The sequence below is a fragment of the Echinicola soli genome, assembly GCF_006575665.1.
Taxonomy (GTDB): Bacteria; Bacteroidota; Bacteroidia; order Cytophagales; family Cyclobacteriaceae; genus Echinicola; species Echinicola soli.
Map to the genome: position 1 here is coordinate 4,333,654 of NZ_CP041253.1, position 14,763 is coordinate 4,348,416.

General features: G+C 42.6%; 12 protein-coding genes. 1 reads left to right on the forward strand and 11 read right to left on the reverse strand.

The features are described 5' to 3' along the window. Positions 1-44 precede the first annotated feature (44 nt). The 4 genes from FKX85_RS16955 to FKX85_RS16970 all read right to left on the reverse strand — a co-directional run bounded on the left by FKX85_RS16955 (position 45) and on the right by FKX85_RS16970 (position 4,214). On the reverse strand, positions 45-1,016 hold the full coding sequence (locus FKX85_RS16955; RefSeq protein ID WP_229239663.1) for a succinylglutamate desuccinylase/aspartoacylase family protein: 972 nt from the start codon (positions 1,014-1,016) through the stop codon (positions 45-47). An 82-nt stretch (positions 1,017-1,098) separates the two neighbouring features. Continuing rightward, positions 1,099-2,067, reverse strand: a complete 969-nt coding sequence (locus tag FKX85_RS16960; RefSeq protein ID WP_168196284.1) for a CobW family GTP-binding protein — start codon at positions 2,065-2,067, stop codon at positions 1,099-1,101. Between the two features lie 498 nt (positions 2,068-2,565). Next, complete coding sequence (gene tnpA / locus FKX85_RS16965; RefSeq protein ID WP_141615870.1) at positions 2,566-3,012, reverse strand: IS200/IS605 family transposase; 447 nt, start codon at positions 3,010-3,012, stop codon at positions 2,566-2,568. A 170-nt stretch (positions 3,013-3,182) separates the two neighbouring features. Further along, complete coding sequence (locus FKX85_RS16970; RefSeq protein ID WP_141615871.1) at positions 3,183-4,214, reverse strand: linear amide C-N hydrolase; 1,032 nt, start codon at positions 4,212-4,214, stop codon at positions 3,183-3,185. Between the two features lie 575 nt (positions 4,215-4,789). On the opposite strand from FKX85_RS16970, the gene FKX85_RS16975 reads away from it, so the two are divergent. Continuing rightward, a complete protein-coding gene (locus FKX85_RS16975) occupies positions 4,790-5,239 on the forward strand; it encodes a glycosyl-4,4'-diaponeurosporenoate acyltransferase CrtO family protein (protein WP_141615872.1) in 450 nt (149 codons plus the stop codon). Between the two features lie 64 nt (positions 5,240-5,303). Here FKX85_RS16975 and galB read toward each other — a convergent pair whose 3' ends face one another. The 7 genes from galB to FKX85_RS17010 form a co-directional block, all read right to left on the reverse strand. After that, positions 5,304-7,766, reverse strand: a complete 2,463-nt coding sequence (galB, locus tag FKX85_RS16980) for a beta-galactosidase GalB (RefSeq protein ID WP_141616826.1) — start codon at positions 7,764-7,766, stop codon at positions 5,304-5,306. 82 nt (positions 7,767-7,848) lie between these two features. Next, positions 7,849-8,658 (reverse strand): GIY-YIG nuclease family protein, encoded by an 810-nt coding sequence (locus FKX85_RS16985; protein WP_141615873.1) that lies wholly within the window; start codon positions 8,656-8,658, stop codon positions 7,849-7,851. 123 nt (positions 8,659-8,781) lie between these two features. Further along, on the reverse strand, positions 8,782-10,449 hold the full coding sequence (locus FKX85_RS16990; RefSeq protein ID WP_141615874.1) for a PepSY-associated TM helix domain-containing protein: 1,668 nt from the start codon (positions 10,447-10,449) through the stop codon (positions 8,782-8,784). Positions 10,450-10,452: 3 nt separating this feature from the next. Then, entirely contained in the window at positions 10,453-10,752 is a 300-nt protein-coding gene (locus FKX85_RS16995; protein WP_141615875.1) for a hypothetical protein, read from the reverse strand. Positions 10,753-10,755: 3 nt separating this feature from the next. Continuing rightward, positions 10,756-11,082, reverse strand: coding sequence for a hypothetical protein (locus FKX85_RS17000; protein ID WP_141615876.1), 327 nt, complete (start codon positions 11,080-11,082; stop codon positions 10,756-10,758). Positions 11,083-11,437: 355 nt separating this feature from the next. Beyond that, a complete protein-coding gene (locus FKX85_RS17005) occupies positions 11,438-12,136 on the reverse strand; it encodes a TrmH family RNA methyltransferase (RefSeq protein ID WP_141615877.1) in 699 nt (232 codons plus the stop codon). Continuing rightward, positions 12,126-14,747, reverse strand: coding sequence for a DNA gyrase/topoisomerase IV subunit A (locus FKX85_RS17010; protein WP_141615878.1), 2,622 nt, complete (start codon positions 14,745-14,747; stop codon positions 12,126-12,128). The genes FKX85_RS17005 and FKX85_RS17010 overlap by 11 nt, the downstream gene beginning before the upstream one ends. Positions 14,748-14,763 lie beyond the last annotated feature (16 nt).

Consider the following 14,763-nt stretch of genomic DNA (forward strand, 5'->3'; position numbering starts at 1 on the left):
ATGTTCGCAAATAATTATTGTTTCCGCACATTCAGTGAACACTTTCACTTCCCAATACAAAACAGCGTTTCGCCTTTGTTTACGGGTGGTGTGCCCACTTTATAAAGCACAATACCCGATGAAGGTGCTGAAATATCTTCCAGTTTCTCTCCAAAAATATTCGTGATATTACCCAGTACCTGCCCTTTGGTGACCTTGTCGCCGCTCTTTATTTTGCTATAAAAAAGCCCTGTGGAAGGACTTTTTAGATAAACTTGTGCCTCAAACCATTTTTGATTTACGGAACTGTTGATTTCAGACGGGTACATTCCCATGTCAGTAAGCATATTCATTACACCCGTGCTGATCATTTCGACCATAACAGGCTGTACACTTCCCAACTTTCCGGCTTCGATGCTTAAAGCCGTTTTCCCTTGCTGAACAGCCTCCTTAAAGGCGTATTCCGAGGGGGCATCCGGAGCCAGGGTGTAGGGATAGATCACATTGTATTCAAAATTGGCAGCTTCCGTAAGCTGATGCGCCAAGGCTACTTGCTCAGGCTTGTCGGTTCTATTGTAATAACATACGAACGGCAACAAATCCTCACTGGCATCACCACCATGAATATCCAAAAACACATCCGAAACGGGAATAACTTCCTGACTGATCCAGTATGCAATCTGCTCGGTAACAGTCCCTTCAGCTTTTCCGGGAAAAACACGGTTGAGATTTTTGCCATCCACTGGATTTGTAAAGACAGAGCGCCCATAAAATGCTGCTTCATTGGCCAAGGGAAGGATTACCAAAGTGCCGTGGAGTTTTTCAGGTTGGATCTTTTGCATAAGTTCCTGAACGGCCATAATAGGAGGATATTCAAAACCGTGAACACCGGCTACCATTGAAAACACCGGGCCATCATGCTTTCCTTTAATGACGGTCACAGCCAATGAATCTTCTTTGCCAAAATACACCACAGTATCCCTCCTACTTCCTAACGGAATGTCCTTAATCTGTTGAGCGTGCAAGATACCTGGCATACAACACACCACTATTGGAATAAAAAACCTTATAAATAGCTTTGGATTAATCATACTACCTCTTTCTTAAAGTTAAAATTGATTACGCTTCACCGATATACCGGGACATTGCCCCATGATCAAAGCCTTTGGAAAATAATTTCATAATTCCTTTCCTGGTAAGCCCTTTTCCGATTACTACTAAAAACGGCTTTTGATCCTTTTTACTTTCAACTGGTATAATGCTAAGCTGCTGGCCCACACTTTGTACCAAGTAAAGTCCCTTACTTTCATTGACACGGACAAAGCCTTTGATCCTATAAATCTGGTGATAATGAAGAAACAGCGACACGGTCAAGATACTTCGCAAACGACCAAGATCAAAAACGGCATCCTTAAAATCCAATAAAATGGATTTGACATCACTATGTGTATGGGGATGGGTTTCTTGATAATCAAACAACTGAGTGTCCCTTGTTAGATTCTGTGCCACCATCTCTTTGGTTACTTTACCGTGATTGGTAGGGAATACAACAGAAAGTGGGTTTATATGCTTGATTTTCTGTTCAAGGGATTTAGTGTAGCCATTAGCGACCATTGCTTCCTTATTCAGTAAAATCAGGTCAGCAATAGCCAATTGTCTTCCCGCCTCGGGCACTTGTGTCAAGCTGTCTTCGAATAAAACAGCATCTACCACCCCTATAACGCTCTTAACCACAAAATACTCACTAATCGTTTCGAAAATAAAAACACTTGCCAGTGCTCCGGGGTCTGCCAATCCTGAAGCTTCTATGAATACATTGTCTGGTGGTGTGGACAGCTCGGCAATCTCCCTTAGGACTGCATATAACTCCTCCCCCAATGAACAGCAAATGCAGCCATTGTTAAGCTCAAATACTCGCTCTTGTTTTAATTTCACCAAATTACCGTCTACGGATTCTGATCCAAACTCATTCTCAATCACCATGTTTTTTTGATTGGAGTATAGGATCAGCAAGTTATTAAGAACGGATGTTTTACCAGCCCCTAGAAAGCCAGTCAAGATAATGACATTTATTTTAGTTTCCTGCATAGCCATTTGCTTCACCTGATAAGTGTGGGTTCAAAGCGATTACGATGATGCAAACTTAATGGCTGCCAGTATATTTTGCAACAAAGTTGCAAATTTAATTCAACCTAAAAATTGTTGTGAGATGATGTTTTTCCCTTAATTCGTCCACACTTATTTGAGTAATACTGGTATGTGATTATACGAAATCGTGCCAGCAATCATTTTTTTGGTGCTATGTGATTTATAGTGGATAAGTAGAGCGGTATTGAGCTATTGGAATAGAAGTAATACGTGGACGGATAAATTTGGCTCTTATGCTCCTGATGCAGTCGATAATCATACATTCTTTCGGAGTCAGTACCTACGGCACTGTTAGGATACTACATTCACTTTCTATTACCAAGCTAATCCTCCTAACGGAGCATCACTGCTGCCCCTTCTGTCCGCTAAAAAGTGAGGTGGACGTCCTGGCGAATGCCGCTAGGCAATGAACTACCATGACCCAGAGCGATCGAGGTATCAAAATAATGTTAGTTGATTTGTATATAACCTTTTGTATTCTTTTTCTGTTCCTTGATCCTTTACGTAAGCCCTTATCACTTCTTCATTAGCGTATTGACCAACTGTCTTGGCGTAAAATCCACTTGTCCAAAATTCCCCTCCCCATAACTTCGCCTTGATTTCTGGAAACCTCTTGAACAATTCTTTTACCGTGATACTCTTCAACATCGTTATCATTTTTGAAACCGAATAGCTCGGAACACTTTGAACTAAAAAATGAACATGGTCCGGTTCGTGTCCTATCTCTACAAAATGTACTTCATATCGCTCCGAAATATCCAAGCAGATTTGCTTTAAACCTGACCCTATTTCATCTGTTATAACTGATTTCCTGTACTTCAATGGAAAAACCAGATGATACAACAATAGTGTCTTATTATGCATTTTGAAAATATGATCTCCCATTTCTCAAAAGTACACTTTTCAAAGTGTCATGAAAAACTCTCTGTTTTTCAAACTTTTCAGCTGAACCCCGACGCAGAGCGTCGAGGAATTCTTCAGATTAAAAAGTATATGATCATATAAGTGTTTCCCTAAAAGCTAATTTGAATTTTTCCGGATTCGATTCCTGATTCTTATAAACCTGCAAACTCGAACGGTTCAGTGTCTTCGAAATGATCCAGGGCATCTCCTTGGTAGGTCTCATTATTTGACAAAGCTAGTTTAAGTATTGAAGTAGTACCAAAATCTAGATTCTTGATATCGACCCAAAAAGTATTTGGTGTCATGACAGACTCAAAATAATACACCCGGTGCTTTTGATCTGAAACGGTACGCCATCTAGTAGAAGAAATATTTGGTTCATTTTCGGAGGATATACCATAAGGAACAGAACAATTCCTGATCACACTAAAAACACTCGCAACAGCTGTTCGTCTATCAGCTGTTTTGGGAATGGCGTTAATATAGTAAGAAGCTCGGACAAATCGATCTGCAGCATTATTGGTTCCTGGCAGCATCATCGTTCCTGGAATTCGTTCCCAATAAGCATTCAGGGCCAACTGTTGCTCGTAAACAGGAGAATTGGTCATCACCACATACGAGGGATCATGATGGATGACAAGCTTCCCTCCGACATACTCAAAAACAGCATTATCTCCTTTGGCATCTGAAATGGATAAATGACAGGTAGCAAACCTCTCCGTCCCAGGAATATTACTGGAAACAACCACAAAATCCTCCTTTTTCATCCTTTGCACAGCTTCGTCTACTGTGGCAAAGTTATCCAAAACGTATTGTGCCCAAGCAGCTATAGACAGTCCCTGTTGTTTTCCATCGTAGGAAGGATATTCTGATTCTGTCAGCCAGAGGATATTGGCCACTAAGCCTTCTTCGTTCATCCCATCTACAGTCGCTACATCGAATGAGCTGGCCACTATGCTTCCGTATTTGGAACGCCAGGTCAAAGAATTGGAGCCTACCTTCCCTTCGCGCTCCATATCCCGGGGAAAAATCCACAAGTTAACTGGAATTTCATCCTTCCAATCCATAGACCTTGCCGTAATCACCAAATTCCCTGGCCCCTTATACACCACACGTGTACATGGAACCGCTATGCGTACCAGGAAAAAGAAAACAAAAACAATCAACACATGCTTGGTCTTCATAACATCATTTCTTTTAACATTAAACAAGTACTTATCACCTACTCTAAACAAGCCAAAAAATGTAAAACAGGCCTCAGCAATGGGAAATCATTCAAAAATCAAATGGGACAACTCCATATTGCTGGTAAAATTTACAAAATAAATATAACTTTTTTGGTAAAAAATTACTGGTGTCCGAGAAAACAATCGTCAAATTGAAAAAAATCAACTGCTTTCACCCCTAAATCCCCTAAAGGGGATGGGGGCATATTAGGGATTGGAATAAAATCCCTCAAATTTCTATTTAAAGACAGTTTTTGATCATATTTGAAATTTAGTCGGGCGTCAGTAAAAAAAATATATTTATTTCACCTGTAAATGTAAAAACCGTAGCTCGTCCAATCCAAAACCAACGGACTTGTTAATCATTTTTGATCTTTCTGTTCATTACCACACAACATTTATTTTTGCCTCTCCTAAAAGGATTAAGTAAAAAAGGCCGATTATATGATGATATAAGCAAACAATCATCAAAATTTAAAATAATTACGTGAATAACGTGTTTATGTAATTAACAAGTAAATAATCAAGCATAAATGATATTAATCACCATCATTTTTCCCACCCTTCTTTCATTGGCATTTTCTTGGTTTGTAGGGGTTATGATTTGTCATTGGACCAAAGGCCATCACCTTTATTCCAAATATGGAAATCGTTTCCTGATCCATGACCGGAAATGGGAAAAGTTCATCGCCCTAAAATGGTTCGAGAAATTCATTTCTTATTTTCCATTAGAATATTGGGAGTTCAAATTGATGTATGGCAAAAAACAAGACAGCTATAGACTGGAGGAAATAAAAGAAAAGCACTTCACCCGCGAAATTGAATATATTATCGCCTTGATCGTCTTAACAGGTATTGCCATATTTATTTATTTCACCGGCAATACCCTGTTCTTTTACCTGCTCTTGACTGCCAATGTCTTTGGCAACATATACCCCTTTTTGGTCCATCAGCGCATCAGGAGGAAACTGAATAGAAACTAGGCTAAGATGGTTTTGAGCGCTGTTTGGTCACTCAGATTTAACCAATTAAATCGAGCAAAGGAATTTAATATGCCTCAATTGTCTCTTCTCCTTTTCTGAGTCCTTTTCCTGTTGCTTTCACATGGATTTTCCCGGCATTTTCAGGCGAAACGATAAGCGTGAGTTGTCCATTAAAAACCTTCATACTGGGCTTATGGAAAAGCTCCACGCTAGTTGGGTCACCATTTGCTACAGCCTTGAAGCTACCAGCGCCTTCCACAGTAAAAGACAATGAACGCTGATCTGTGGGGCAAACGCGCCCCTCTTTATCCACGACCTGCACACGGACAAAAGCCAGTTCTTGGCCATCCACAGACACTTTTTCTTTCTCAGGGACCAGTTTGATGTGATGTGCTTTTCCTGCTGTAGACAGGACTTTTTCAGCCGCCCTGTGTCCTTTGTCATCGTAGGCTATCACCTTCACCTCACCAGGAAGATAGGCCACATCCATCCACATCAGTCTGTAGCGTTCCTGCAGGCTACCTTCCTTGGTCTTGGTCTTTTTTCCTTGGCTCTTGCCGTTAATGAAGAGTTCGGCAGATGGATAGTTGGTATAAACGAATACAGGAGTTTTCTTACCTTCTCTTCCTTCCCAATTCCAATGCGGTAAAATATGAAGGGTTTCTTCTTCCGGCTTCCACACACTTTTGTACAAATAGTACCTGTCCTTGGGAATTCCTGCCAAGTCTACAATCCCGAACATCGAACTGTGATTGGGCCAAGCATCAGTATCGTATGGGGTGGGCTCTCCCAAATAGTCAAACCCGGTCCACACAAACTGTCCCAAGGTCCAGTCGTAGTCTTCTGCAAGCGCAAAATCATCCTCTGGGAGATTTGACCAGCTGCAGTATTCCAATCCATAAGCACTGGATTGTTGGTCATCATGGATCACCTGTGCGCCCTTTTCTACCGGAAAATGATACACTCCCCTGGAGCTTACCGTAGATCCTGTCTCTGAGCCAAGCACCAAACTGTGCGGCAGCTTTTCATAGCCTTCCTGATACCGATGTGTCCGGTAATTAAAACCAGTAACATCGATCATCGCAGCAAAACCATTGTCCAATACGCAGGAAATGCGGTCCATTCCAGCGGTGACCAACCGGGTAGGATCCTCGCGGTGGCAGATATCCTGTAGGAATTTGGCTACTTTATACCCGTCAGCGCTGCACTGTGTAGGCACTTCATTGCCGATACTCCACATCACCACGCTTGGATTGTTTCGGTAATGACGCACCATATTGACCAGGTCTTTTTCTGCCCACTCTTCAAAGAAGCGATGATAACCGTTTTTGCATTTGGCTACATCCCATTCATCAAAGGACTCCACCATCACCATCAATCCCATCTCGTCGCATAGTGCCACCAATTCCGGAGCTGGCATATTATGTGAAGTCCGTATGGCATCAGCGCCCATGTCTTTCATGAGCCGCAGCTGTCTCTTGATAGCGGAGCGGTTGACCGCGGCTCCTAAGGGTCCTAGGTCATGGTGAAGATTTACACCTTGGAATTTCCTTTGCTTCCCGTTGAGGAAAAAACCTTTATCTGCAATAAATTCAATTTTCCGAATACCAAATCGCGTTGTAAACTCATCTATCTCCTTACCATCAATGGAAATGGTGGACTTGGCAAAATACAACTGTGGCGTTTCAGGTGACCAAAGTAGAGGGTCATTCACCGTCAAAAACTGCTCAAGTGGCCGACCGTGATTAAGTTTTTGGGTGTTCTCTTTTTGTGTCACCTCTTTTCCTGCAGCATCGGTAATGATCGTTTTGATAGTGATGTCTGTACCTTCTGGTACATTCTTCACCTCCGTTTTCACATTGACCGATGCATATTCCCCAGAGACATGCGGTGTGGTCACAAAAGTCCCCCAAATGGGCACATGCGTTTTAGGAGTAACTTGCAGATGTACATTACGGTAAAGCCCGGCTCCCGGGTACCATCGAGAAGATTGCTCCTTGTTTTCCAGCCTTACGGCCAATTGGTTTTCCGCCCCGTCTGTATTGAGGTAATCCGTCACATCGAAGTAAAATGAATTATAGCCATAAGGCCAAAAACCAACTTTTTCCCCATTGACATACACTTGTGCCTCGCTCATTGCCCCATCAAAAACCAGCTTTACCCGTTTTATTTCCGGATCAAAATCAGGTACCTCAAAAGTTCTTCTGTACCAGCCCACGCCCATGTAGGGCAAACCACCTGTTCTCCCGGTTTTCTTTGTGGCCACTTTCTCGCCATTTTGGCTTACAGCCACGATTTGTAAGTCATTGTTCTCATCAAAAGGCCCGTATATAGCCCAATCATGAGGAACGCTCACCGCTTCCCAGGCACCATCATCAAAATCCTTCTTAAATGCTCCTTCTTGCTCCCCTTTACTGAACTTCCAACCTTCTTCTAGGGGCCAGGATTTCCGGGTATTTTGGGCAAAGATGAAAGAGGGAATACAGGCCACTAAAAGCAGACAAGAAATAGCTAATGGGAAACGCATGATCTTCATATTATTGGTTAAGCTAAAAATAAATATAGTTACTTTAAGGATACCTCCTTTAACACACCTGAAAATTCCAACCTCATTGTGCTGTACTGTGCTGTTTTCTTAGGTAAGCTCTCAACAATCGCTGACTGTCCCTATCGTCTGTTTTGGGCTGAATGATAGTGCTTAAATGAACATCCTTTTCTAGCTCCCCCTTAAAATACCCATAGCCTCGGTAAACACCATTTTCAATCAAGACCACCCCTCTCTCCCCTGCTGTTCTTCCTTCCAGCAGAATGGTTCGATCCTCTTTGGGAAGGCTGATATCTTGGACAAATTGCCGCACCCTATCATTATAAACCCAAGTGGGCTCTTCTCCTAGGCAGGCACCTTTACATGTTTTTAAGGAGTATTGGAAGCAGGCTCCGCTGGAAGGGTACAACCCATTTATTTTTTGACAAAGTTGATACTGCTCTGTTACACGAAAAAGGTATTCCTTTCCTTCGGATTTGGCTGTGAAAGCCATCAATTCCCGCTGGTCTTTATTGATTTTTTTCAATTGCAAGGCCATATATCCTTCCGCAGTATCCACCAAGTAAAGCCCCCACAAAAAAACACTTCTTCTCAAAGCTCGGTTAAAAACAGGCTTGTGGACTTTGATCAGTTCTGACTCTCTCAGTAAGGCCATCAGTTCATTGCCCATGTTTTCATACTTCACCTGATCCACCTGATTTTGCATCCTTAAGGCCTTGGAAGTAGTATTATGGAAATGCTGGTGGAGTCGTTTTCTGATATCGTTGCTTTTGCCGATGTAGAGGATCCGACCACTTCGGTCCACAAAAAAATATACCCCCGTAATGGCCGGAGGTATATTGCTTAGGATATTTTTTAAGTTATCTGATAACATTTATTACCTGCCTAAACTATTTATGAATATGGGATCCTATTGCTCAGAAAGACTATCGGTCCGCATTAAGTTAAGTGCTATTAAATTAACCCACAAACAGTGGAAATGTTATAAGTTTTTCGGCTAATTGTAGAACTGAGGAATTGTACGTTTCACGAGTTCTTTATCTACACCGCTGTTCAAGTGGCCGGAATCTTTTTTTCGTTTTGCAGAAGCCTTTTTTGCCGGCTGCTTTTTTACCTTACTGGCGACCCACAGCGAGGTAGCGCCCAGTACCAACCACAAAAAGTCTACCGTGAACATCTGATAAAAACCAACTTCATAGGATTTCCAAAGCCAATTGCCCGTCGTGAGTCCATTGGCCACAGGAACGGCCAGGCCCAGAATTCCTCCAGAAATGAGACAAAACTTATTGATAAAGAAATTGTTTTTGGTAGCAGTAAGCCCTACAGAACACACCAGCCAAGCGTAGAAGAACACCTGATATATAAAGGTCATTCTAGTTTCATCAAACTCGAGCGGAAATAATTTGATGATTATAAAAGAGAAAGCAGATACCGGCAGCATGCTTAGGCAAATTGCCAAGTATGTTGCCACCAGCCACGCGTTGAATTTTCTTTTGACAGGAGAGACATGTTTCTTGTCCCGTGCCACCAGCCAGATCAATACCCCTGAAATGATTACAAAACACGTCACTAAACCTAAGATAAAATAAACGACCCTAAGCGGTATCCCGCCAAAATCTCCATAGTGCAACTGGGTAATAATAGCCGCAGCAGCATCTTGATAGCTAGTTTCGGTGTAAGGGTTCACTTCATACACCTGCTCCCCCGTTGCCATATTGTACATGACACCACCTCTTCCGAGGAATTTTGAATCCGTATGGGTATTTCCCTCGATCAATGCATGCATGTTTTGATCGCCGTAATTGAACAGCTGAACGGATTTAACGTCGAATTCGGGCCATTTAGCCTCTACTTGGTCCACAAAACCATTAACACTTGGTACTGAAGCCATCGCCTGGCCGACAGGTGCTATTTTTGGCGGATTAAACCCAAAATCATCATATAACATTGTCATATCCCCATCATACATATAGGTCACGATGGCGGGAGAAAGCACAGTCGTACCAATGATCAGATAACAACCCGTCACAGCAAAAACAAACTGATATGGCAATCCCAACACCCCTAAGGCGGTGTGGGCATCGGTCCAAATATTCTTCAAACTCGCTTTTGGCCTAAAAACGTATAAATTGGAAACGATCTTTTTCCAATGCACCAATACACCCGTCACTATTGCAAACAAGAAGAAAAATGCCACAAAGCCCGCCAATAGATAGCCAGAAGTGCCCCATAAGTTGAGCTGTGCAAAAAAATGTAGCCTATAAAAAAATTCTCCCAAACTATAACTGGTCACATAAGTGTACGCATCCAGCGTCTCGGGATCCAAATAAAAAAACTCCCCCCTACTCCTGCTTTCTTTCTGAGCCGTAGTATCCTTGGGGGCACTAAGGTTGACATTGATCCGGCGCTCTTCAAAATGCTTATAAAAAGATACATCCCTCCCCGCTAGCCCCTTTCTGGCGTCCAACGTATCCAATACGTGATCTAGATCAAGATACTTGAGGTTAGCATTTTCACTGATCGGCTCATTCCTTTCCCAGCCTACGATTTCATCCCTGAAAAAAGAAAGAGAACCCGCAAAAAAGATCACATACAATGCAGCACTGATGATAATACCGCTGATGGTATGGGTATGAAACAGGATATTGTAAATTCTATTACTCATAAATCAGAAAATTGGCAGGTACATTTTATTGAAGTAAATCACCACACTAAACACCACCGTGATGATGAGGTAAAGCCCCCAAGCTTTCCATCCGTTTTTAAATAGAAAGGCAAGCAAAAACAACGTCACCCATAGCATAAACCCTCCAAAACGTAAAGTCATCAGGACATTGACGTGGTCTAGCCAGTATGCTACCATCATAAATGCTGCAACAGTCACGGCATATCCCCCAAAAAAACCTGCTGTGATCTTCGCAAATCGCTGAAGTGGTGAAGTAGTTAAGTATTTTCTATTTGCTGGCATGGATTAAAGGATTTCAAGAAGTAAACTCACTGAAAACAACAGCACCATCATGCTTGGATGGAGTATTCTTAGCGGATTTAGCAATACCACCAAGCTTCCCACAGTCATCAGTACCACGGCATAGGCGAATATCCCAGCCCCGATGCCCAAGACAATTACCGAAAGGAGTCCTCCAAAAACCAACAATACGCCTCCTACTCTTTTGGCAATATGTGGCTTATGCTGCCCCCATTTTACGATAGACAGTTCTCTATCCAACACGGCTCTTTTGGAAGTGATATAGAAGCAGATAAATCCTGCCAAGGCAATCAAGACGGTTATGGTGATCATTTTTTCGATGCAATTTTCCACAAATATAGAAGTGCACCCAATGTATCGCAACTTTAATTAGATTTAATTTAAATAATTAAACAAACATTACATATGCCCCATCCTTCGACTTATTATTTGGAAAAACAACCTAAAGCCAAATAAAGTAACCACTTATAAAAATCAATAGATAATATCAATAGAAAACGTAGGCCTTTATTCTACGTAAACTGTTTGGCATTATCAGGTATACTGGGGAAATCCATCGATAAAAAATAATGCCTTAACAGTCAAATTGACACCGGATATAAATGAGGCAAGCTTGAGATTATGGCCTGCACCTAAAGTCCAACACGGTAAGCAGGCCATGGTTTACCTACTGTTCAATCTTTCCCTCGTAAAATTTCCGAATATGTGCTTCTACATTTTTGACCATGCTTTTATACCATCTAAAGCGGATTTCGGCTTTTTCTTTTTCACTTAAAAAATAGACTTCCGGCTGTGAACGCACGATCTTTTGCTGCAAATCATATAAACAAATGGAAGCACTGACCGAAATATTAAAACTCTCAGTAAATCCGGTCATGGGGATGTGTACCACACCATCACTTTTTTGGATGACCTCTTCGCTTACCCCTGCATGTTCATTGCCAAATACCAAAGCCGTTTTCTGGTCTGCCTTTAGTTCATGCAATGGATTGCTTTCGCCATGTGGCGAAGTAGCCATGATCTTATACCCCTGCGACCTCAGCTCGTCAAAGCAAGCATCCACAGATGATTGGTCGGGAGCATCTTGGTATTTATGGATGTCCACCCATTGGGCTGCCCCCCTGGTGACATAGGGATTGACATTGTAAGAATTGGCTTTTTCAATGATATGAATGTCCTGCACTCCGAAACAATCACAAGTCCTGATGACAGCACTGGCATTATGGGGCTTATAGATATCTTCCAAAACCAGCGTGAAAAATCGGGACCTTAAAGCCAGGACTTCTTCCATCCTGGCTTTTTTATGATCCGTTACATACTGGGACAAGTAAGCTAGTAAATCGGCGTCCAAAAAACTATTTTCCATTTTTGAACAATCCTAGCTGATCCTTATCATCATCATCCTTCACATTCAGGTCGATGGTCGAACCAATTTCCAAATCATCTTTATCCTCTTTTTCTTCCTTAGAAGGCGAATCCTTCTTCACTGGCTCCAATAACTTGATGTTTTTGACAATGTGAGAACTTAGCTTATTCCCAACTGACTTCCATCCCTTTACATCAATAAGCATATCCAGATCGTATTCCACTTTTTCCGTCTCCTTGTCCTTTTTGAGGGTTACCTCCACCTGTGGTTGTTTGTCCGTAGAGACGATATCCAGTGTAGACCTGCGATGATCAGAAATGAAGCTGAATTTCTTATTTACAGTACTGGTTTCTATATTGAACCGCTTCACATAATGATTTTTGCTGGTGCCATCATAGTAAACACAAGAAATTACCGCCAGCGGATCAAATTTCTCGATAAGCAGGAGTGTGTTGGGGTCATACCGATTGGTCAGTTCATAGGAAGTAAGCTCATAACTTCCATCCTTATAAAAAGCAATGATCTTATCATCACCTAAAAAGTTGCCAATCAGTTTTCCTCTTTCATCTGTATTGATCCTGCCTACCGCATCGTCATAATACACATCCAATCCGCCTAATGTGGACACCCCTTCCATTTTCAACTGGATTTTTCTGACAGTGTATTTGGTCAGGATATTTCCACCGGCCCCCCTACCTTTAATGTCCAGCTCCTTAAAGTCAAAGTCAAATACCTTCACCCTGGCTTTGCTTCCTTGTGTAAGGTAAACAGTCACGATCTCCGCTTCCCCATTGGCATTGGCGGTAAAGTACAGTACTTTGGAACCCTTGGTTCCTTTAGTGAGGATATACTCTCTATCGCGGGTTACGCTCAGGATCTGAAAACGCTTCACCATGGTTCTTCCGGACGTTCCATCAAGGTAAATCATATTATAGACCATGCGCTCATCCCCCTTGCGGAAAATCCCTACATGAATGATGTCCTTACCGACAAACACCTTGTCTTGAATCTTGGTCACCACACAAGTTCCGTCCTTTTTGAAAGCAATGATATCATCAAGATCAGAGCAGTCGCAAACAAACTCGTCCTTTTTCAGCCCATGACCGATAAAGCCGTCCTTACGGTTAACATAAAGCTTGGCATTGTTCGCGGCTACCACCGTCGCTTGGATGGTCTCAAAATTGCGTATTTCTGTTTTCCTTTCCCTGCCCTTACCATGTTTCTTCAACAGGTTTTTATAATAGTCTATGGCAAATTCCGTGAGATGCTCCAGGTTATGCTCGACTTCCTTCAGCTCATCCTCAAGCTTACGCATGAGCTCATCCGCTTTGAAACTGTCAAATCTGGAGATCCTTTTGATCTTGATCTCCGTCAGTCTGATGATGTCATCTCGGGTGATTTCACGGTAAAATTCCGGCTTATAAGGATCCAGTCCCTTGTCGATCGTGGCAATGACATCCTCCCAAGTTTCACACTCCTCGATGTCGCGGTAAATCCTGTTTTCGATGAATATTTTCTCCAACGAAGAAAACAGCAACTTCTCCATCAACTCGCCCTTACGAATCTCCAACTCTCGCTTCAGGAGTTCTTTGGTCTGGCGGGTATTGTAGGTGAGGATATCATTTACACCGATGAACACCGGTTTGTCTTTGATGATCACACAGGCATTTGGTGAAATGGACTGCTCACAATCCGTGAAAGCATATAAGGCATCAATGGTCATATCAGGAGATTGGCCAGAGGCCAGGAACACCTGTATTTCTACATCCTTGGCAGTATTGTCCACCACTTTTTTGATTTTGATCTTGCCCTTATCATTGGCCTTGATAATGGAGTCGATCAGTGAGGTGGTCGTCGTTCCAAAAGGAATATCCTTGATCAAAAGGCTTTTGCCCTCTCCTTCCTCTATTCTTGCTCTTACTTTGATCCTTCCCCCACGAAGGCCTTCATTGTATTCCGAAAAATCCGCCAATCCACCGGTGGGGAAGTCAGGGACAATACTGGCTTTTTTACCTTTCAGCACATCAATAGAGGCATTGATCAACTCACAGAAGTTGTGAGGAAGGATTTTGGTAGATAGTCCCACGGCAATTCCTTCCACGCCTTGTGCCAACAGCAAAGGGAATTTCACTGGCAAGGTTACCGGCTCGCGCTTCCTGCCATCATAGGATACTTGCCAATCAGTCGTCTGTGGGTTAAAGACCACTTCCAAGGCAAACTTCGACAGCCGTGCTTCGATATAACGCGCTGCAGCAGCCCCATCACCGGTACGGATATCGCCCCAGTTCCCCTGCGTTTCGATCAGCAGGTCTTTTTGGCCCAGATTGACGATGGCATCACTGATGGAAGCATCCCCATGCGGGTGGTACTGCATGGTTTGGCCGATAATATTGGCCACCTTGTTGAACCGGCCATCGTCCATTTCCTTCATTGCATGTAGAATCCTCCGCTGTACGGGCTTAAGACCATCTTCAATGGCAGGAACGGCCCGTTCTAAAATCACATAGGATGCATAATCTAAAAACCACTCTTGATACATGCCGGTCACCGGTACGGAATCATGCAAAGCATCTCCGTTTTCACTTTGACCGTTGTTTTCTATATCACTCATATTTGGATGTTATGAC